The following is a 20,557-nucleotide window of genomic DNA, read 5'->3' on the forward strand; positions in this document are numbered from 1 at the left end:
CATGTCTGAACGCATCAGCGCCTATGACGCCACCACGGGTGAGCGCACCTACGTTTCCCGCCGCTGGGTCGACAACCCCGGCATCGCGAACGGCCGCTACGTCTCGAAGCTGCCGACCAAGACTTCCCGTGCCAAGCGGGAACCCGTGGACTCACCCGAGGTTGCCGAATCGGTGACCGACCACACCGACACGCCCTCACCCGAGGGCTTGAATGAGGAGACCTCATGACCCAGTTCATCAAGGACGGCAACGAGCGTGTCGTCGTGTTCGACACCCGCCCCGCAGACCCGGCTGCGATCACCGTGACCGAGTGGTCCGGCGCGACCGACCACTCTGGCGCGATTGTGAAGCCGCTGGACATCGACTTCGACGACCCGGCCACGTTCGCGTTCGCGGTCATCAACGCGCTTGGCAACGGCCAGCGCCCCGGCAAGGACAACTGGCACGCGAACGTTCGTATCGCCCGCGACTTCGACCCGGGGACCCAGCAGCCTGACGCCACCTCGGACTTCGAGATCGCACTCGACACGTTCGGCGCGAAGGGTGAGACGATCCGCGTCGGCGTGTATCGCGGCCCGAAGATCGTCACCGATGGCGCTCTGGAAGCCGGCGACGAGTACGACTACTTCGAGATCATCGGCGGTCGCGCGAAGTCCGTCGCTGACGAGGAGACGTACATCGCCAAGGACGTCACGTGCCTGCCCGGCGACTATGCCGTCTCGCGTGGCGTCCTGGTCTCCGGCGTCTAACTAGACCCCCACCCCGCGTCGTGACTCCACGGGAGCGACGCGGGGTGGGCCTCACCCGTTGAGGCCCACTCTCATCCCGTGGAAACCCTGATCCCGTGGAGACATCATGACTGACGCAACCCCTGAACCGACCGATGGCGACGACCTGTTCGACGACCTCATCACAACCGGCACTGTTCGCCGCAAGACCGAGCACATCTACTTCGACCAGGCCGCCATCGAGGAGATGGCGTCTATCGCGGCCGAGGTTGACGACCTGCCGGACGGCCCGGAGACGATCAACCAGACGTCACGCCTCAAGGACATCGAGAAGCGCTGGAACGCCGCTCAGGAACGCTATGAGGAGTCCAAGGTCACGTTCACGCTGATCCCGGTGGACCGGGACACCACGCGCGAGATTTGGACCGAACTCCCGAACCCGCCCGCGCCGCCGAACCCCGCGAAGGACCGCTGGCCCATCGGTCAGAACGCCCCCGACCGTGAGCGTATTCAGAAGCAGCGCGACCTGGCCGAGGCGACTTTCCAGGAACGTGCGAAGGAATGGCGCAAGGACGTTGACGCGCAGGAGTCCAAGCGCGTGGTGCGATTCCTGGCCGCGTCGATTGAGAAGGTCGTTGCCGCGAAGGGTGAACGCCCCGGCATGACCGAGGAGCAGTTGGACGCGATCCGGTCGGCCCCCTACGGCGTGGAGCGGATCAACAAGCTCTGGAAGGCCTTCGAGGACGTTCAGCAGTCCAAGGGGGAGATCAGCCGCCCTTTCTCGCTCGGCGACTCTGGGAGCGCGACGGACTCGCTCTAGCACTACGCGCTGCTCGTGCGTGGGGCATCATCCCCAGCGAGTATGCGAAGAAGTCGGAGATGGACCGCGCGCTCATGGAGGGTCAGACGCTACTGGACCAGTCCATCGAGCCTGACACCGGCTTCCCGTCGTGGATGACTCACGGCAAGGACGCGCTGGGGGCGTTTAAGGCGGTCCCGGACATGAACTACGCGCGTGGGGAACTAGAGCGGGCGCGCAAGTCCGAGACGGACCCCACGCCCGGCAAGGGCTGGCGTCTGGACTATGACGACGGGGCGAAGGGTGACTAGGTGCGCTTGGCGAAGGCGAGGGTGTGAATCGCGCCCCAGGCGGTTTCCTCGCTGGTCTGCCCCTGCAGCACGTAACCGCGCTCATTGGCGCCCTGCATGACCACTTCGGTGCTGATGGTGGCTGGCGTCACCTTGTAGGTCGCGAAGTCGCGCCCATCGAATGCGGCGTCGAGATCTGCACCTGACCGCTCTACTGCAGCGGCCTTGTCCTTGTCGATCCGACCGAGCGCACGACGCGCAAACCACACGGCCGCAATGAGCCCGCCGACGAGTCCGATCACCAATAACTCCATAGCCGAACCCTAGACCCGCCGGGAGGTGTCTGCAATGGCAGATCGCAGCATCAAGGTCCGGCTCGAGGCTCAGGTCGACGGCTACCGCGCCGCAATGCGCCAGGCGCAGGACTCCACCGACCGCTTCGCGTCGCACGTCGACAAGGATGGCAAGCGGATTGACACCGCCGCCGGCCGCATGGTCCGCAGCGCCGAGGTCAACCGCGAAGCGTGGAACACCGCCGGCACCACACTCACGGCGTTCGGTGCGGTTGGTGTCGCCGCACTGGGGCTGTCGGCTAAGGCCGCCATCGACTGGGAATCCGACTGGGCGGGTGTTCTTAAGACCGTTGAGGGTACTCCGGCACAGCTCGACGAGCTCGAGGGCTCGCTGCGCGACATGGCCCTGCGTCTGCCTGCATCGGCCTCGGAGATTGCCGGGGTCGCCGAGGCTGCCGGCCAGTTGGGCGTCAAGGTTGAGGACGTCGCAGAGTTTACCGAGACGATGGTCAACCTGGGTGAGACGACGAACATGTCTGCCCAAGAGGCTGCGACAGCGCTGGCCCGCATGGCCAACATCATGGGCACCGCCGTGTCTGACGTTGACCGCATGGGCGCAACGATTGTGGACCTTGGAAACAACGCTGCGACCACTGAGCGCGAGATTGTGGAACTGTCCACGCGCCTGGCCGCAGCGGGTTCGCAGGCCGGACTCTCTGAGGCGGACGTGCTGGCGTTCGCTTCATCGCTTACCTCGGTTGGTGTCCCCGCCGAGGCCGCAGGTACGGCCATGTCGAAGGTCTTCACCGCGATCAACGACGCCACGATTGACGGCGGCGAGAAGCTGGAGAAGTTCGCCGAGGTAGCGGGGGTGTCAACCTCAGAGTTCCGGCGCGCGTTCGAGGAGGACGCCGCTAGTGCCATCGGCATGTTCGTTGAGGGCATGGGCCAGATGGCGACGTCTGGCGAGTCCACCACGGCGGTATTCGACGAGCTCGAGTTGACCGACCAGCGCCTCGCGCGATCGGTTCTGTCTCTCGGCTCTGCGACCGGGCTGCTGGGCGAGCAGTTGGACATCGCGAATGGCGCGTGGGAGGACAACACCGCGCTGATTGAGGAAGCCGAAAAGCGCTACGACACCACCGAAGCGAAGATCCAGATTGCCAAGAACTCGCTGAACGAGGCAGCAATCGCCATCGGCGAGAACATGCTGCCGATGCTCGCGGGCCTCGCAGACGGCGTCGCCACCGCCACTCAGTGGTTCGCAGACCTTCCCGGCCCCATCCAAGGTGCGATAGGTGGCCTGACTGGGGTCGTTTCGGTCGGCGCTCTCGCCACGGGCGGCTTCCTACTGCTATTCCCCCGCATCATGGACACGCACCGCGCCTTCAAGGATCTTGCGGCGATCTCGCCCCGCGCCGCGAGCGGTCTCAAGAGGTTCGCGAAGGGCGGCGGTGCTGTCGCAGCGGCCCTGATTGGCATTGCCGCCATCGGCAGGGCCACCGAGGGTTACACGAGCAAGGCCACGGGCATGACGCTCTCGGTCGCCGAGACCACCAAGGCCCTTCTCGAAATGGAGGAGGCCGGAACGTCTCTCGAGGGCGCGTTCTCGTTCTCGGATGACGTATTTGGAGCGACCGGCAACGTCGAGAGCCTCGCCGACGCCGCAGCACGCATCACGGCACCGTCGAACATTGACCGCCTGAACGACCTGAGCGGCTCGATTCGTGGCGTGTTCGGCATGGACGAGGGCACCTCGCGCACCAAGTCGATTGAGCAGATCGAGACCATCGGCGACGCGCTCGGATCGTTGGTGCAGTCCGGTGAGGCAGAGCGCGCCGCGAAGCAATTTGAAATGCTCGCGGCCGAGTGGGAGGCCGGCGGCGGCGACATCGAGGAACTCAAGCGCCTCATGCCGGGCTACACGGACGCCCTGGCCGACGCCGAGAACCAGGCCGAGCTCACGACCGACGCGACCTTCGACCTGGCCGAAGAGACCAAGACTTACTCCGAAGCGCTCGAAGAGAACATCGCCCTCATGCGCGACGCCACGGGCGCAACGATGGACGAGTGGGACGCGCTCACGCAGTACGCCGATGCGGTCGATGCGGCCACCGAAGCCCTGTATGACGAGAACGACGAGCTGATCAAGGGCGCGGCCACTCTCGACGCCCACTCGGAGGCAGGGCGCGCCAACCGCGATGCGCTGTCCAACCTTGCCGACTCCACGTGGGACTGGGTCGAGGCTGGCGTTGGCGCAGGGGCAACCACCGAGGACTTGACGGACCGAATGCAGGAAGGCCGCGACGCTTTCATCGAGGCCGCACAGGAGATGGGTGCCACCAGGGAAGAGGCCGAGGATCTGGCCGACTCCATGGGTCTCATTCCGGGCGATATCCCCATCGAGGTGGGCGTCACCGGCATGGCTGCGGCCGAGAGGAACCTGCGCACGCTGCGGACCTTGGCGCTAAACGTTCCCGGCGCTACGAGCATCAACGCGGGCGACGTGCTGCGCGCTCGTGGCTACGACGTGGCAATGGCAACAGGTGGCCCAGTTTGGGGCGCAGGTTCGGCCACGTCTGACTCGATCCCCGCGATGCTCTCCAATGGCGAGTTTGTGCACCGCACGGCTGCTCACGAGTTCTGGGGCACGCCGACCATGAACGCGATCAACAACAACGACGTGGCGGGCGTGCTGAACGCGCTGTCGGTCAAGGGGTTCGCGGGTGGTGGGTCGGTCGCGCCTGCGATACCAGCACCGAACGTCAGCGTCAACGCCTCGGTGGGCGACCTTGTGGCCCGCATGGACTCGCGGGACATTGCAGCGTTGGCCGGTGCGATCACGTCGGCCGCAGCGACAGGCACCTCTCGTGCCTTCGACGCCGAGTCCAGCGCCACCCAACTCGAGACAAGGATGGGCTGACCCATGGGCCAGTGGTTGACGCACTCCATCGTCACGACGGCGAGCACGGACACGTATCACGACAAGCGCCTGCGGATCTACTACAACTCGTCTGAGGGCGTGTCGGATTCGTCCAACGACTTCGACGTCACGGGAGGCGACTGGCCGGGGCGCAGCAATGCGTCCCCAACCATCAGCATCCCGTTCGGCGGTGGGCAGCAGCTCATCTATGACGAGACGACGCGCTTCAACAAGACCTACGGCAGCTCGTACAACGTCACCTTCGCGGCCTCGCTGTCGGGCATCAACTACTGGGGCGGCACGATCACTGAGTCGGGGTCGTCCAACGTCCCGGCGCGTGAGTACGCCGTGCCCACCGCGCCGAATAAGCCGACCGTCACACGCAATAATGATGGCTCGCAGACTGTCGCCTGGTATCGGAACGCATCGACGGCAGGCCGCGTGGAGACGCAGCGTGTCCAGCGCCGCATCTTCAACGGCTCGTGGGGCGGGTGGGCGACGATTGCGACGCTCGGCACGGACTACACCACCTCGGGCTCGCAGTCCTACACGGACACGGCGACCATCGGGAACCGCGCCTACGAGTACCGGATCGTCGCGCAGAACTCGTCGGGTTCGGCCACGTCGACCCCCTCGGGAACCGTCTACACGACGCCCGCGACCCCATCGAGCGTCGTCGCATCGAAGTTGTCGGGTGGCGACATTCGGGTCCGTATCGACCCGGCGCAGGTTGTCGGCAGTGTCGAGTTCGTCATTCAGCACTCGACCAACGGTGGCGCTTCGTACTCTGCCCTGGCGACGGTCGATGCTGGCACGATCCTGTTCGACTACGTGCACACATCCCCGGAGCCCACGGACACGCACCGCTACCGGGTCGCATGCAAGGTCGATGCGTCGACGGCCGAGGCGGGCGACAACCTGCAATCCGGGTGGCGCACGTCCAACACTGTGCAGCTCGAGGCCCCGCCGAACGCGCCGTCGAACCTCGGCCCCTCGTCTCCGGTCGCGCTCGAGTACTTCACGCGCACCCTGACGTGGACGCACAACCCGGTCGATTCGTCCGCACAGACCAAGTTCCAGCTGCGCCACCGTGCGGCCGGGGGCGCTTGGACCACCACGGCTGAGGTCACGTCGGGCGACTCCGAGTGGGAGATGGGCCTCGACACGTACTACAGCGAGACCGACGTCGAGTGGGAGGTCCGCACGTGGGGTTCGCACGAAGACCCGTCGCCCTGGTCACCCACTGCGTCGTTCGTGGTGTCGGACCTGCCGCAGGTGAACATCACCGCGCCCGCAGACTCGGCGACCCTGACCGACTCGGACCTGACTGTCGCGTGGGCGTACACGCATTCTGATTCCCCGCAGGCTCAGTGGCGCGTGACGCTGTACGGGCAGTCGGGCAATGCGCTCGAGGCTAGGGCCGGATCGGGCACCACGTCGTCGGTCGCCATGGACACCGCGCTCCAGGACGGTCGGACGTACACGGTGTACGTCGAGGTGCGTTCAGCGACGGGCCTATGGTCCTCGGCGTCTGAGGCTATTGGCCTTCCCGCAGTCGAGTCCACGGTCACGGTCGATTACGTGTCGCCGCGTGAGGTGGGCGTGAGTGCGGAGTTCTACCGCGACTCCGGCGCTGTCGCCATCACGATCACCCCCGATGGTGCGAACTTCCGTGGCACGTGGGTGTCGAACACGGCCTACTTCGTGGGCGACGTGGTGGCCCGTGATGGCGAGCGCTACGTGTGCGTCGAGGATGTGCAGAACGCGTACCCGCCCGACAGCATCGCGGGCGAACAGTTCTGGGACCTCGAGTCTGAGGGCGACTTCGCCGAGACCGTAGCCGCGACCATTGAGCGTTCGCTTGACGGTGGCGAGTCGTGGGAGACGCTCGCGGCGGGCGTGCCCCTTGACGGTGGTGGCACAACCGTTCTGGACATGACTGCCCCGACGCGCGCCACGGTCCTGTACCGCGGCACCGCGATCTCGGCCATCCCGTCCACCGCTGTTGGCGAGCCCGTCGAACTGGTCATCGACGAGCAGGAGTATGCCTACCTCGGCTATGGGCCAGGGTTCGCGACGGTGCTGGTGTTCTACGGGAACCTGTCGCCGGAGTCCAGCGCCGGACGCGAGGAGGCCCTCGAGCACTTCGCGAACCGCGTGGGCTCAGACAACCGCCCGGCCGGGGTTATCATCTCGGGCGAGCGCCGCGACCGCAGTGTGGGCGTGTCTGCCACGTTGCTCAATGCGGACGGCATGGCGACTCACGAGGACTTCGAGGACGCCGCGCTGCATGGCGGGGTGATGCTCTACCGCGACCCGACCGGGCGCACGGGGCGTCGCATTTTCGGGATGATCGGCGGCGTGTCCACCGCGTCACCATGGGAGCCCTTGTCGCAGGTGTCGTTCAGGATTTCGGAGTCTGCTCGTGCCTAGCGCATCCCTGCCGATTGGCACCCTCCCGGCCGTTGCGCCCGTGACGCTCACCGGCCACCGCTCGGTGGTGCGCCGGTACGAGCTGCTCGACGGCAACGGGTCCTACGTGGCCGACCTCGACGGGGTGCGTGGCGCGTCGCTCAAGCAGTCCGCACAGGCCACCCTCAAAAGGGGCGGCAACGCGGCGGTCACGGACATGGGTCAGGATGTCAACTGGCTCACGGCGCGGATTCGAGCGTCCTACGAGATCGTTGGCGGCCCATCGTGGGGCCTTGGCGTCTACCTGCCCTCGATGCCCGTCGCTCAGTGGTCGGGTGGCGTGCGCCGCTGGGACGTGGAACTGCTCGACGTGGCAACGGTACTGGCCGAGTCCACGGTGGACGATGACTACGAAATCGTCGCCGGCACGGTCGTTACGGATGCCGTGCGCACTCTCATTGACCTGGCCGGCGAGAATGCGGCTGCGGTCACTGACTCCCCCAAGACGCTCACGACCTCGCGCGTGTGGGAAGCCGGGACGCCGCTGCTGACGATCATCAACGAACTGCTCGACTCCATCGGCTATTTCTCGCTGGCCACCGATGGCGATGGGCGACTGACGGGCTCGCCATATGTGCGCCCCGCTGCTCGCCCCGAGGAGTGGGAGTTCATCGACGACGGCGAGACGTGCATCTACCGGCCCGAAATGTCCGTGGAGCAAGACTTGTACCGCGTGCCCAATCACGTGCTCGCACGCACTCAGGGCACCGGGGACAACGCTGGCCTGCTAGTGAACGTCTACAACGACAGCCCAGACTCGCCGTTCTCACGTGCGAACCGTGGTCGCACCATCACTCGCGTCATCGACGCTGAGGCCACGGACCTTGACGCTCTCGAGACCATCGCCAGCCGTGCGCTCATCGACGCCACCACCCCCACGTCGACGGTCGTCATCGACGCCCTGCCCGTGCCGCTGGACGTGAACGCCGCCGTGAGGTTCCGGTCCCAGCCCGCGGGCATCGACCACCGGCACGTGGTCACCAACATCGAGTATGGCGCGAACGACACCGACCTCGCGCGCTACACGCTCCGGGAGGTCGTGGACATATGAGGCGCCCAAGCCACGTCGCCGGACTGAGCAAGCGCATGGACCGCTACGAGCGTCGCATTCCGCGCTGGGAGTGGGCGGTCGTGGATTCCGTGAGCCCGACGAAGGTCGTCATGGACTCCGGTTCGGTCGCCATGCGCGTGGCCGACGATTCACTCGTGCCCAGCATCACCATCGGCGACCGTGTCGAGGTGCGCATCATCGGCGACCGACGCGACATCACCGGGCGCGCGGGTGGGTAGGGAGACGACATGACGACTGACCGGACGTACACCGAGGCAGTCTCGGAGTTTGGGGAGCGGATGGCCCGCCTCGAAGGCAAGTTGGACACCGGCCTGGCGAAGATGAGCGGATCTCTCGACACGCTCACACAGGCCGTCGAGGCAGGGAACGCAGCACGAGCCGCCGAGTCGGCCGAGCTTCGCAAGGACGTGGACGACCACGAGCACCGCGTTCGCTCGCTCGAGAAGTTCATGTGGAAGGCCGTGGGACTCGGCGCTGGCGGGGGTGCCATCTTGGGCACGCTCGCCAACTGGCTCATCACCCCACCGCAGTAGCACCGCCGCACGACCACAACTGAATACACATCGAGGCTGGAGGGCCGCATGTCAGTAGCAGGACTCAAGGGCCAGGAGAAGCCCCCGATGCGACGCAAGTCGTGTGGGGTCGCTGCGTGGGAGTCCAATCTCACGGCGGAGCAGGCAGACGGCCTCAGGTGGGCAATCGACAACGGATTCCCAATGACGACCATCTACCGGGAGGCCGTCAAGGACGACGGGTTCATGCTGAACTACGACGCCTTCCGCAAGCACTTCATGGCGGAGAGGTCGTGCCCCTGTGGCTCTCGCTGACCTGCCCACGACTGCCAGCCCCATGCGTCGCGGCGTCCCCAAGGGGTTCCAGTCCGGCGCGAGTCTGGATCTCGACAAGGGCACGGCTTCGGCCGTTATGCCCGTCGAGCCCGAGGCAACCGAGGACGAGCGCACCTGGCGCACCGAGATCGAGACGCAGACCGGGATGACGGTCCCGGATGATCGCGAGGTCATCCTCACTGGCGTCCGGCTCTGGAACATGGGTCCGACGCAGAACCGCCACCTCACGTTCAAGATCGTGCCGCGTTCTGTAGCGTGCGGAACAGTCGACCTCGAGGCCCTACTGAAGTTGGCGCGTGCCAATTCTAGGAGGAAGCCCCTCAAGCCCACCGAGAAGGCGCTGACACAGACCCGTATCGTCGGCCTGTCCGATGAGCAACTGGGCAAGGTGGATCGCCACGGCGGGACCGAGGCGTTCTTCGAGCGCCTGGGCGAACTACTCCACGACCTCGACGAAGAGATGCGCACCAACCCCGCCGAGGATTGCGTCATCGCGCTTGGTGGCGACATGATCGAGGGCTTCGAGAACACCGCGCAGCAGGGGTTCACGAACGACACCTCGCACCCAGCGATGCTCACCACGGCCCATGCTTATCTAGTCCAGGCGATCACCCACATTGCGTCCCGGCACGTGCACACCCGAGTGCTCGCCGTTCCTTCAAACCATGGCGCGTGGCGTCGCGGCAAGGACGAGCTGGGCAAGCCATCCGACGACTACGGCCTCGCGGTAGTGTCGATGGTTGCTAGCGCACTCCACATGGATGAGCGGTGGCAGTCCGTCGAGTTCCTGTTCCCCGATGAGTGGGACGTGTCGTGTGCCGTGCAGGTCCGCGATGACGTGGTGGCGCTGACTCACGGCCACGTCGGCAACACGTTCACGCCCGAGGGATTCAAGAAGTGGTTCCTCGGTCAGGTCGCCGGGGACTCGCCCATCGCACAGGCCACGATCCTGCTGTCCGGCCACTATCACCACCGCCGAGTGTGGCCGCTGGGGAATCTCGGTGACCGTGAGCGCACGCACATTCAGATGCCCGCGCTCGACGGCGGCTCGTCATGGTTCACGAACAAGACCGGCGAATGGTCGCACCCCGGCATCTGGACCGCCGTCATCCGTGACGGATACGGACTCGACCACGAGCGCGTGCTCAGACCCGCACGCTGAGTAAACCGGCGTTGACATTGCCCAATGTCCAGCGCGGTTGACGCGGCTAGTTCCCAGAACCGGACGACATCTTCCGGCTTACAAAAGTTGGCGCACGCCCACAAAAGTGCCGCTCGCCAACCCATAATCCTGCCGCTCACCGTTATGACTTGCGCCCATGTAGCCGAACGCGCACATACCGGAATGTTGCCGAAAGGTGACACCCATACCCGCCTTGGAGGCCCCATGCCCATCGTGACTCACGCTGTCGGCGGGTTCTCTGTGACCTGTGATGCCGAAGCGTTCGCCTGGTATCTGCGAGCAGTCCGCGCCGGCATGCCCCTGGGCGGCATCACATCGGACTACCGCGATCCCGACCAGCAGGAGTGGCTGTTCCGCGACCGATACCGACTCGCCTACAACGACCAAGACCGCGGCCCATACGGCGACCGTCGCTGGTGGCGGGGCCAGGCGTGGGTCCGCATCAGCGCCAAGGGTCCGGTCGCCCCACCTGGATCGTCGCGCCACGAGACCGGGTTCGCCATCGACTTCGAGTGGCCCCAATGCCAGTGGCTCATCGACCACCCCGAGTTCGGCTGGCGACGCCCGCTCGACGCAGACGGATCGTTCTCGATCCCGTCCGAGTGGTGGCACTACGAGTTCGACAAGCGCAACGCAACCGCACAGGAGGACGACATGCCCACAGCAGACGAGATCGCCGACGCCGTATTCAACCGCAAGGCACGCGACGGGCGCAGCCTGGGCGAGATGGCCAAGCAGGCCGCAGACGCATCCCGCGACGCCAGCTCGAAGGCCGACAAGATCATCCGGCTCACCCGCGAACTCGACGCCCGTGTGGGCCGTGTGGGTGAGCAGAACACCTACATCATCGAACTCCAGCGCAAGGCCCACGCCGCCATCGCTGAACTCGAGAAGGCACTGGACGCCGCAGAGAGCGGCGACGACACGGAGGAGAAGCCATGAGCAAGTACGCCAACCGCCAGTTCTGGATCGACGCAGGGGATCGCGCCGTTGCCACGTTCGCACAGGCATCGCTCGGTGCGCTCACCGCCGACGTGACCGGCATCCTCGAGGTCGACTTCGCCCAGGTTGCATCGGTCGGTGGACTCGCCGCCGCGGTGTCCGTGCTGACGTCCGTGGCTCTCCGTGGTGGAGCAGCCAAGTCCGACCGCGACGTCTGACTCAACCCCACACCCTTTAACCCGCCCGCTCAAGTCTCAACACTTGGGCGGGCGGTCGCATTTCTACTGGAGGAGACACAATGGCCGACGTTCCAAGCGTGGTGAACCACGGACGCATCACGGGCTACTTCACGCAGATGCTCTCGGACTCTGCTGCGGACGTCGGCGAGGTGCCTGACGAGATCCCGATGAGTGGGCGGGTGCGACTCACGGCGACTCCGAGCGTCATTCGGTTCGCGGGGCTCGACACGCCGCAGACGTCGCTCATTCGCTCCCTGACCCTGACGGTGCGCGACGGCTATATTGTGCCGCCCGATGCTGAGGACGCGGACGACAAGTTCATCGTTGTGCTGGCCACGGACCAGCCTGCCGGTGCACCCGACCGCATCGTGTGGAAGGCCACATTCCTCGACGACCTCGCTGTGCTCAAGCCGGTGGAGTTCGAGGTGCCGACCGATGGCACCGTGGACCTCACGACCGTGCTGCCCGCTGAGGCCGAGCCCGGCACGGTTCAGGTCGTGGTGGATGCGAACTCGAAGCAAGACGTCGCCACCCTCGACGGCGACGTGGCCGCGAAGATCGACGATGACGGCTCGGACGTGCGCGCCTCACTGAACGCCACCATTGACACGGAGACTCAGCCCATCGTGACGGCCACCGCCGCATCCGCAGCGGCCCTCGTGCAGAAGCTCAAGCGCGACGTCGAGGACGCCACGGTGCTCTACATCGGAGACTCGACCAACACGATGGTCTCGACCGAGAACAAGCGTGCGTCGCGGCTGGTGGCCGAGGACATGGCAACGCTCTGGCCCACGCACACGGTTGCCTGGCGACAGTGGGACACCGGCACCAACGACTGGGGCACCGTCGAGAACCTGAACACCGGAACCGGGGGACGCACGCTCAACTGGTACAACGGTGGCGTCTCCGGCTCACGCATGGACTACTTCCTAGGCGACCGGTTCGACGTGGCGCTTGCCAACCTGCAACCCGATCTCGTGATCGTGAACTACGGGCTCAATGACGGGGCCAATGACGTCAACGGGGCTGCGAGGTATGGCGGCGCTCGACTCATGATGCTCACCGAGGCGGTCAAGCGCGCGGTGCCTTACGCGCAGTTCATCGTGCTCACACAGAACGAGCGCCTCGACACGATCTCTGCCACGGTCGCGACCCGTGCCCAGCGCTACGCGGAAGTCTGCGGCCTTCGCGGATACGGACTCATCGACACCCGCCAGGCGCTCCTCGACGACCCCGGCTGGCCGTCCGTCATGATGAGCCCGGACAACCTGCACCCCTCGCCCGAGGGGTCGCGCGTCATCGCCGACACGATCCTGCCCTACCTGCGCTACGACCGCCGCATTCAGCCCCGACCCTCATCCCCGACATCCCTCAGCGAACTCGGCGTGAACCTCCTGAGCAACGGAGACTTCGCGGCGTTCGCAGGCGCGGTCCCTGACGACTGGTCACTGATCAGGTCCACGTCCACCAAGGACACCACCAACTTCGAGGCACCCCACGGCTGGGCGGTCAGGCTCGAAGCGTCCGAAGCGGGATCGTCGTACATCGAACAGTTGCTGCCACTCGCCACCGTGCGAGGTCAGTACGTGACGGTGGCCGCACGGGTGCGAGTACCCGCCTCGTTCACCGCCGCCAGCGCCGCCCGCGTAGAACTCGCAGGTGGCGCCGTGAACCTGACGACGCCGGCCCTCAACACCTACGCCCGCGACCGCTTCACATGGGTGTTCGTCACCGGACGCGTCCTGCCCGACGCCTCACTGGCAAGAGTCCGCGTCTACGCGGACTCCGCGAGCAACGCAGATGCGGACATCACCATCGACCGCGTGGTGGCCGTCCTCGGTGTACTGCCCAAGGACATTCGCTAGCGCCCGAGGACTTCCTTCGCCCGGAACTTGAGCCAGCGGTACGCGTACCGAATCCAGTAGCGGACCCCGAGCCGTCCCTGACCACGCTGCGGTGCGGTCAGGGACGGGCGCGGGGTTCCCGTCGAATCGGCGAGACGATCCCCGAGCTCGAGTTGACCAACGGCAGTGGGGTGAATGAAGTCCGGCTGGAAGAACCGAGGCCCGGTCAGCGCACCGTCGATGACCACGATCTCGTGCTGCTCGGCGACTTCGCGAATGATGGCGTCTGCATCCGGGCTATAGGGAACGGAGAGCGTGAACACCCTCTCGCAGTGGGCGGTCATCTTCAACGCCGCCGCCGTCGCGTTCTCGCGCAGGGCGGTGAGGTCGAGTTTCTTGATCGCGTCGTTGGTGCCCATGTTGAACACGCCGAACTCGTAGCGACCCGTGACGTTGGGGAGCAGGTCGCGGACGATCTCAGATGAGGTCGCCCCGCCGCGCGCATACTGCTCGAACTCGAATCCGGCCGCATCAGCCGCCCACCTAGCCCACGACTGGCCAGGCACCCCGGCGACATCCTTCGTCTTGCCGTTCACGATGCTGTCGCCTACCGCAATCATCTTTGCCATGGCGGCGAGTGTAGCGGTAGCAGTGTCTCGGCGGTCGGCCCGATCAACCGACCGCCTGTCCAAACGTCCCACATGGACTGGCTAACCCACTAGCCCCCAAGACCGCCGCGACCCTCCACGCGGCTGACTGCCCCTCACCGCTCCCCGGCCTCGTGCTGGGTCGAGCGGTGGGGGGCTTTTTGGCGTTCCGGCGCACGTCAACACCAATCAACGCGCAGCCTGTGCGTGCCTACATGTTGACCGCAAGTGTTGACGCAACAACTACGCCCCGGTAGCACTTGATGCACTACCAGGGCGTATGCTGGCGGAGGATAGGGGATTCGAACCCCTGAGGGCTTGCACCCAACACGCTTTCCAAGCGTGCGCCATAGGCCACTAGGCGAATCCTCCAAGCCCGACGATGGTACCCGAGCATCGGCGGTGCACCTAAACAGCGTCTGCGGCTAGACTATTCGCGACCCCTCACGTGGCGTCATCTCGCTGAACTCCCCCAGGGCAGGAATGCAGCAAGGGCAGGCGGGCTCTGTCGGGTGCGTGGGGGGTCCTTTCATGTCCGGGCCGTCGTGCGGCGCTTCGGTGGAGGGCCGATGCGAGTGTCACCGCCCGCCACTAGAGTGCGTGGAGTGAGCACCGCCCTGTATCGCCGCTACCGGCCCGACACCTTCTCCGACGTCGTGGGGCAGGAGCACGTCACCACGCCACTCATGCAGGCGCTGCGCGCGGACAAGGTCAACCACGCATACCTGTTCTCCGGTCCGCGCGGATGCGGCAAGACCACCTCCGCGCGCATCCTCGCCCGCTGCCTCAACTGCGAGCAGGGCCCCACCGACACCCCCTGCGGCACGTGCGACTCGTGCGTGGGCCTGGCGCGTGGGGGCGCGGGTTCCGTCGACGTGGTCGAGATCGACGCCGCCTCTCACAACGGCGTCGACGACGCCCGCGAACTGCGCGAACGCGCCGCCTTCGCGCCGGCGCGGGACCGCTACAAGATCTTCATCCTCGATGAGGCGCACATGGTGACCACGCAGGGCTTCAACGCCCTGCTCAAACTGGTCGAGGAGCCGCCGCCCCACGTGCGGTTCGTCTTCGCCACCACCGAGCCTGACAAGGTCATCGGCACCATCCGCTCCCGCACGCACCACTACCCCTTCCGGCTGGTGCCTCCTGCCGTGCTCACCGACTACCTCGGCGAGCTGTGCGAGGCCGAGGCCGTGCAGGTCGAGTCCGGGGTGCTGCCCCTCGTGGTGCGCGCCGGCGGCGGATCCGTGCGCGATTCGCTCTCGGTGCTCGACCAGCTCATGGCCGGATCGGGCGCGGAGGGCGTCACATACGAGCGCGCCATCGCGCTGCTGGGCTTCACCGACGCGACGCTGCTCGATGACGCCGTGGACGCAGTCGCCGCTGGCGACGGCGCGTCCCTGTTCGACGTCGTCGACCGCGTGATCGGCACCGGTCACGAGCCGCGACGGTTCGTCGAGGACCTGCTGGAGCGGCTGCGCGACCTGATCCTGCTGTCCGCCGCCGGCTCGGACGGCGTGAAGTCCCTGGGCGAGGTCCCGTCGGATCAACTCGAGCGCATGAAGGATCAGGCGCGGCGCCTGGGCCTGGCGCGCGGCTCACAGGCCGGGGACCTGGTGAACGAGGCGCTCACTCACATGATCGGCGCGACGTCGCCGCGGCTGCATCTCGAGCTGCTGTGCGCGCGCCTGATCGCCGCGCATGGTGCCAGTGGAGTGCCAGCGACGCCGGCGGCGCCCACCGCCGATGCTGGGGCGGCACGCGCGGCAGTCGCCACCGCGCGGGAGCAGTCGAGGGCCAGCGCGCCCGAGGGGAAGGCGGAGCAGAGCGACGGCGACGCCGTCGGCGCCACCTCGCGCCCCCACGACAGCGCGCCTCAGGAAACCGCGTCTCATGACACCGCAGCCGTGAACGGCTCGACCCCCTCGACCGACGACGCAGCGCCAGTCGACGCACCGGCCGCGTCGAGCGCTCCGGCCGCAGCCTCGCCCGCACCGGCCCAGGCCCCAAGCGCGCCCGAGCCTCCCGCGCCCGCCACCGCATCGGCCGCACCCGAACCGGTGCGCGCCTCCACTGGCGACGTCGCCGGCGGCGCCGAGGACACCGAGTTGGTGCGCCGGCGTTGGACAGAGGTGCTCGGCACCCTTGAGCGGAGGCGCGTGACCTGGTCCATGGTCAGCCAGAGCGCACAGGTGACCTCGGTCGAGGGCGGAGTGCTCACGCTCGCCTTCGACAACGCCGCCCTCGCCGGCCGGTTCGCCGGCAGCACCCACGCGGAGAACGTCGCGCTCGCAGTCCGCGAGACGCTGGGCCTGCACGTGCGCGTCGAGGCGGTCACCGACGCGAACCCCCCGACCGCACCCGTGTCGCCCGCGGCCGCACCGGCATCGTCTGCCCACTCCGCGTCCGCTGTCGCCGTGGCCTCCGCGCCCGCCGTCAGCGAGGGGCAGCCGGCGGCCGTGGCCAGCACCGCTCGCCCGGACAGCGCCCCGTCCGCCGCCACCCCGCCCGGGGACGAGCCGCCACCCTGGGACGAGGACGATGAGCAGGTCTCGCCGGACGACGAGACCGCGCCCGACTCTCAGCTCACGGGTGCCGACGTCGTGAAGCAGATGCTCGGCGGCACGGTCATCAAGGAATAGCAGTCATCACGGAATAGTCGCTCTCGACCCGACCCTCGTCATGCACCGCTCCGATCTGGCCATGCCCGCGCCCACGGTCGCCCCCACTCTGTTGGGTGCGCGGCTCACGCACCACGCGCCCGCGGGCGCGGTGACGGTCGAGATCACCGAGGTCGAGGCGTACGCCGGAGCCCAGGACCCCGCTTCGCACTCCCACCGTGGGCCCACCGCCCGCAACCAGGTGATGTTCGGCGAGGCGGGCCACCTGTACGTGTACTTCTCGTACGGCATGCACTGGTGCGCCAACATCGTCACCGGAGCGGCCGGAGAGGGCTGCGGGGTACTGCTCCGTGCGGGCCGCGTCGTGGAGGGACACGACCTCGCTCGCGAGCGCCGCGGCCCCAAGGTCACAGACCGCAGCCTGGCGCGGGGACCCGCCTGCCTGGCGCAGTCGCTGGGCATCGACATGTCTCTCAGCGCATCCGACGTCCTCGCGGGCTCACCGCTAGCACTCGAGACCGGTCCCGCAATCGACCCCGCAGCCATCGCAGCCGGCCCGCGCGTGGGCGTGCGCCTGGCGGCGGACGTGCCGTGGCGGTTCTGGATCGCGCGCGACCCGACGGTCTCTGCCTACAAGCGCAGCCCTCGAGCCGCGCCTCCACCACCCCGCGCGTGATGCCTCGGCCGCCGCGCGGTGCACGCGCCTACGCATCCCAGCCCCGGCATCGGCCGTACTCTTGAGCGCATGTATGACGGCGCAGTTCAGGATCTGATCGACGAGCTCGGGCACCTCCCCGGAGTCGGCCCCAAGAGCGCCCAGCGCATCGCGTTTCACATCCTGGCCACCGATGCCGTGGACGTCCAGCGTCTCGCCGAGGCGATCACCACGGTCAAGGAGCGCGTGCGGTTCTGCGACACCTGCGGCAACGTCGCGGAGTCCGAGCAGTGCCGCATCTGCGCCGACCCCCGCCGGCTCGACGACGTCCTGTGCGTGGTGGAGGAGCCCAAGGACGTGGTCGCGATCGAGCGGACGCGCGAGTACCGCGGCCGCTATCACGTGCTCGGCGGCGCGATCGACCCCATGAACGGGGTCGGGCCTGACGACCTGCGCATCCGCCAGCTGCTGACTCGCCTGGGGGACGGGGCGATCGAAGAGGTCATCATCGCCACCGACCCCAACATCGAGGGCGAGGCGACGGCGACGTACCTCACTCGCATGCTGGTGCCCATGGGCGTCGGGGTCTCTCGTCTCGCGTCGGGACTGCCCGTGGGCGGCGACCTCGAGTACGCCGACGAGGTCACGCTGGGCCGTGCCTTCGAGGGGCGTCGCCGGGTCACCTGAACGGTGCGGTGCCCTGGACCGCGCATCGGCGGATCCTGGCGTGGTCACGGACCACCCGCCGGCGAATCAGTGCGCCAGCGATCTGTGCGGCCTGCGCACTGACGCTCAGGCGAGCGTCAGTGCGCAGGCGACGGCCGATGCGGTTGCGGGCTATGCGACCCGGGTCCCGGTACGCAGCTTCTTGTAGGGCACGCGCAGTCGCTGAATCACGAGCGACATCGAGCCGAGCAGCAGCAGCGCCTGGACGCCCAGGCCGAGCCACGGGGCGCGGTCGTAGGTGAACTGCTCCTCCTGCTGCTCCATCCACGGGTCCGCGGGGTACTCTCCGTCGCCCTTGATCATCGCGCACTCGTCGTAGGTCTCGGGCTCGTCGCTCGGCCCGATGCGCGCGCTGCTGACCATCTGGTGCATGGTGGCGAACGCTCCCGGTGCGGCCCGGTCGTCCTCCTCGTACGTCTCGGGGTTGATGATCGGGGCGGATTCCCCGATGACCACCACCGGGTTGATGAGCAGCATCCATGCGGTGCGATCCGTGTGGGGCACCGACATCACCCATCGGTCCTCGATGCACGGGATGGTCTGCAGCACCGGATCGCTGTAGTCGCCGTTCATGAAGGCATCGTCGATCGCCTCCTGCTGCTCCTGGGTCATCTGCTCGTAGTCGGGGTAGCTGTTCGTGACCTCCACATCTTCGGACACGAGCGGCATGGTGAAGGCGAAGATCAGCAGGGTGCCCAGCAGCAGCCCGCCCGTGGTGAGGTGAGCGAGCGACACCGAGGCGACGGCACGCGCGGCGATCCCCGACCATGCGAGCCCGATCGCGGTCGCGGTGAGCACGACGAACAGGATCACCGCCAGCACGATGAGCAGCTCGTCCCAGTGCCAGCCCGACCGCAGATACGCGAATACCAGGAAGGGCGTCATCGTGACGAGAGCGGCGATCGACACCAGCCACGAGGAGAGCAGCTTGCCGACGGCCAGGTCGCCGGCGGTCAGGTGCGTCATCTGGAGCGGAGCAAGCACCCCCTCTCCCGAGTCCCCGTTGATCGACGTCGCCGACAGCGACGGGCCGATGAGCATGCCTGCGCCGAGCACGAGGATCAGCACGAGCTCGAGCGGCGTCGACGTCAACTCTTCGGACGACGTCACCGCGACCAGGATCCCCAGGCCGAGGATGGCCGCGAACAGGATGCCGTACATGACGTAGCCCTTGGGCGATGGCCGTCGGCGGAGCAGTTCGATGCGGGTGACGAGGGCGACGCCGCGTGGCGTCGGAATCCAGGTGTTGCCTGTGCGCGGGGGAGGATTCACCGTCACGGACGGGGGTGTCTGGCGGTCGGTGGCGGTCATCGTCGGTCCTCCTCCATCGCCATGTACGTCTGTTCGAGAGCGCTTCCCGCGGGTCCGAACCGATGCACCTCGATGCCCTGGCCGACGAGCCACGCCAGCGCCTGCGCGGCCTGACGCTCGTCCGCGATGCGCGCCACGGCGCCGCCCTCGGCCTCGTCGAAGGCCACGCCGCCTGCGGCCAGGGTCTCGCGCAGGCGTGCGGGGTCGAGCGCCCAGATCCGGTACTTGGTCCGGGCATCCGCGACCATCCGGGCGGCGTCGTCGCCCATGGTCCGGCCCTTCGACATGAAGATGGCCTCGTCCACCATCTCGTCGAGCTCGCTCAGGACGTGGCTGGAGACGAGCACTGCCCGGCCCTCGGCGGCGATCTCTCTCACGAAGTGCCGCAGCTCGATGCGGGAGCGGGGGTCGAGACCGTTGGCGGGCTCGTCGAGCAGCAGCACCGCAGGATCGTGCACGAGCGCCCGCGCGAGCGAGAGGCGCTGCTTCTGTCCCCGCGAGAGCACCCGCGTGGGACGGTCGGCGAACTCCTCGAGGTGCACCCGCGCGAGGAGCTCCCGGCCCTTCGCCGTCGCGTCCCGGCGCGGGATCCGGTAGGAGCGCCCCATCAGCGTGAGGGTCTGCAGGCACGTGAGGTTGTCCCACGAGCCGAGCTGATCGGGCATCCACCCGATCGCCGCTCGCACGGCCGCCGAGTCGGTGCGCGGGTCTGACCCGGCCACCGTGATCTCGCCCGCGTCCGGGCGCAGCAGCCCCGACAGCATGAGCAGCAGGGTGGTCTTGCCCGACCCGTTGGGGCCGATGAGCGCCGTCACCTGTCCGCGAGGGACGGTGAGCGTCGCGTCCTGCACCGCCTGGACGCTGCCGAACGACCGGGCCACGCCTCTCGCGGTGATGGCGTCCGTCATCGGCGGCGCCTCTTCCATGATGGTCATTCCACTCCTTGCGCAGTTGGGTCGGCGC

Annotated in this window: 21 protein-coding genes, 1 tRNA gene and 1 other RNA gene; 18 read left to right on the top strand and 5 right to left on the bottom strand. The window is 67.3% G+C overall.

Annotated elements, in window-relative coordinates; all coding sequences use genetic code 11:
• Window position 1 precedes the first annotated feature (1 nt).
• The 4 genes from ACNI14_RS06970 to ACNI14_RS06985 all read left to right on the top strand — a co-directional run bounded on the left by ACNI14_RS06970 (window position 2) and on the right by ACNI14_RS06985 (window position 1,839).
• Window positions 2-229 carry a hypothetical protein gene (locus ACNI14_RS06970; protein WP_420519236.1) on the top strand — a complete coding sequence of 76 codons (228 nt, stop codon included), beginning with the start codon at window positions 2-4 and terminating at the stop codon, window positions 227-229.
• Entirely contained in the window at window positions 226-750 is a 525-nt protein-coding gene (locus ACNI14_RS06975) for a phage tail tube protein (protein ID WP_420519237.1), read from the top strand. The genes ACNI14_RS06970 and ACNI14_RS06975 overlap by 4 nt, the downstream gene beginning before the upstream one ends.
• Before the next feature lie 106 nt (window positions 751-856).
• Entirely contained in the window at window positions 857-1,549 is a 693-nt protein-coding gene (locus ACNI14_RS06980; RefSeq protein ID WP_420519238.1) for a hypothetical protein, read from the top strand.
• A 59-nt stretch (window positions 1,550-1,608) separates the two neighbouring features.
• Complete coding sequence (locus ACNI14_RS06985) at window positions 1,609-1,839, top strand: hypothetical protein (RefSeq protein WP_420519239.1); 231 nt, start codon at window positions 1,609-1,611, stop codon at window positions 1,837-1,839.
• Here the strand turns inward: ACNI14_RS06985 and ACNI14_RS06990 are convergent.
• Entirely contained in the window at window positions 1,836-2,132 is a 297-nt protein-coding gene (locus tag ACNI14_RS06990) for a hypothetical protein (RefSeq protein WP_420519240.1), read from the bottom strand. The two genes, ACNI14_RS06985 and ACNI14_RS06990, sit on opposite strands and share 4 nt — an antisense overlap.
• Window positions 2,133-2,166: 34 nt before the next feature.
• Here ACNI14_RS06990 and ACNI14_RS06995 point away from each other — a divergent pair, with 34 nt between their 5' ends.
• The 10 genes from ACNI14_RS06995 (at window position 2,167) to ACNI14_RS07040 (ending at window position 13,655) form a co-directional block, all read left to right on the top strand.
• Complete coding sequence (locus ACNI14_RS06995) at window positions 2,167-5,034, top strand: phage tail tape measure protein (protein WP_420519241.1); 2,868 nt, start codon at window positions 2,167-2,169, stop codon at window positions 5,032-5,034.
• A gap of 3 nt (window positions 5,035-5,037) precedes the next feature.
• Entirely contained in the window at window positions 5,038-7,467 is a 2,430-nt protein-coding gene (locus tag ACNI14_RS07000) for a glycoside hydrolase family 78 protein (RefSeq protein WP_420519242.1), read from the top strand.
• Complete coding sequence (locus tag ACNI14_RS07005; protein ID WP_420519243.1) at window positions 7,460-8,557, top strand: hypothetical protein; 1,098 nt, start codon at window positions 7,460-7,462, stop codon at window positions 8,555-8,557. The genes ACNI14_RS07000 and ACNI14_RS07005 overlap by 8 nt, the downstream gene beginning before the upstream one ends.
• Window positions 8,554-8,796: a hypothetical protein gene (locus ACNI14_RS07010; protein ID WP_420519244.1), complete on the top strand. Its 243-nt coding sequence runs from the start codon at window positions 8,554-8,556 to the stop codon at window positions 8,794-8,796. The genes ACNI14_RS07005 and ACNI14_RS07010 overlap by 4 nt, the downstream gene beginning before the upstream one ends.
• Window positions 8,797-8,805: 9 nt before the next feature.
• Entirely contained in the window at window positions 8,806-9,111 is a 306-nt protein-coding gene (locus ACNI14_RS07015) for a hypothetical protein (protein ID WP_420519245.1), read from the top strand.
• 48 nt (window positions 9,112-9,159) lie between these two features.
• Window positions 9,160-9,405 carry a hypothetical protein gene (locus tag ACNI14_RS07020; protein WP_420519246.1) on the top strand — a complete coding sequence of 82 codons (246 nt, stop codon included), beginning with the start codon at window positions 9,160-9,162 and terminating at the stop codon, window positions 9,403-9,405.
• Window positions 9,392-10,588 (top strand): hypothetical protein, encoded by a 1,197-nt coding sequence (locus ACNI14_RS07025; protein ID WP_420519247.1) that lies wholly within the window; start codon window positions 9,392-9,394, stop codon window positions 10,586-10,588. Before ACNI14_RS07020 ends, ACNI14_RS07025 begins: the two co-directional genes overlap by 14 nt.
• Window positions 10,589-10,813: 225 nt before the next feature.
• Complete coding sequence (locus ACNI14_RS07030; protein ID WP_420519248.1) at window positions 10,814-11,551, top strand: M15 family metallopeptidase; 738 nt, start codon at window positions 10,814-10,816, stop codon at window positions 11,549-11,551.
• A complete protein-coding gene (locus ACNI14_RS07035) occupies window positions 11,548-11,769 on the top strand; it encodes a holin (RefSeq protein ID WP_420519249.1) in 222 nt (73 codons plus the stop codon). Before ACNI14_RS07030 ends, ACNI14_RS07035 begins: the two co-directional genes overlap by 4 nt.
• 80 nt (window positions 11,770-11,849) lie before the next feature.
• On the top strand, window positions 11,850-13,655 hold the full coding sequence (locus ACNI14_RS07040; protein ID WP_420519250.1) for an SGNH/GDSL hydrolase family protein: 1,806 nt from the start codon (window positions 11,850-11,852) through the stop codon (window positions 13,653-13,655).
• On the opposite strand, the gene ACNI14_RS07045 is transcribed toward ACNI14_RS07040, so the two are convergent.
• Together ACNI14_RS07045 and ACNI14_RS07050 are read right to left on the bottom strand one after the other, a co-directional pair.
• A complete protein-coding gene (locus tag ACNI14_RS07045; RefSeq protein ID WP_420519251.1) occupies window positions 13,652-14,263 on the bottom strand; it encodes a GDSL-type esterase/lipase family protein in 612 nt (203 codons plus the stop codon). The genes ACNI14_RS07040 and ACNI14_RS07045 overlap by 4 nt on opposite strands.
• Window positions 14,264-14,565: 302 nt before the next feature.
• A tRNA-Ser gene (locus tag ACNI14_RS07050) sits at window positions 14,566-14,653 on the bottom strand.
• Window positions 14,654-14,716: 63 nt separating this feature from the next.
• Here ACNI14_RS07050 and ffs point away from each other — a divergent pair.
• From ffs to recR, 4 genes are all read left to right on the top strand, one after another.
• Window positions 14,717-14,813, top strand: an RNA gene (ffs, locus tag ACNI14_RS07055) — signal recognition particle sRNA small type.
• A 73-nt stretch (window positions 14,814-14,886) separates the two neighbouring features.
• Window positions 14,887-16,923 (top strand): DNA polymerase III subunit gamma and tau, encoded by a 2,037-nt coding sequence (locus tag ACNI14_RS07060; RefSeq protein ID WP_420519253.1) that lies wholly within the window; start codon window positions 14,887-14,889, stop codon window positions 16,921-16,923.
• A 61-nt stretch (window positions 16,924-16,984) separates the two neighbouring features.
• The gene (locus ACNI14_RS07065; RefSeq protein WP_420519254.1) at window positions 16,985-17,578 is read left to right on the top strand and encodes a DNA-3-methyladenine glycosylase; all 594 of its coding nucleotides are present in this window, start codon (window positions 16,985-16,987) and stop codon (window positions 17,576-17,578) included.
• A 69-nt stretch (window positions 17,579-17,647) separates the two neighbouring features.
• Window positions 17,648-18,244: a recombination mediator RecR gene (recR, locus tag ACNI14_RS07070; RefSeq protein WP_420519255.1), complete on the top strand. Its 597-nt coding sequence runs from the start codon at window positions 17,648-17,650 to the stop codon at window positions 18,242-18,244.
• 150 nt (window positions 18,245-18,394) lie between these two features.
• Here recR and ACNI14_RS07075 read toward each other — a convergent pair whose 3' ends face one another.
• On the bottom strand, window positions 18,395-19,594 hold the full coding sequence (locus tag ACNI14_RS07075; RefSeq protein ID WP_420519257.1) for an ABC transporter permease: 1,200 nt from the start codon (window positions 19,592-19,594) through the stop codon (window positions 18,395-18,397).
• The gene (locus tag ACNI14_RS07080) at window positions 19,591-20,529 is read right to left on the bottom strand and encodes an ABC transporter ATP-binding protein (protein WP_420519258.1); all 939 of its coding nucleotides are present in this window, start codon (window positions 20,527-20,529) and stop codon (window positions 19,591-19,593) included. Before ACNI14_RS07080 ends, ACNI14_RS07075 begins: the two co-directional genes overlap by 4 nt.
• Window positions 20,530-20,557 lie beyond the last annotated feature (28 nt).

Source organism: Demequina pilifera (assembly GCF_048814985.1).
Classification (GTDB): domain Bacteria; phylum Actinomycetota; class Actinomycetes; order Actinomycetales; family Demequinaceae; genus Demequina.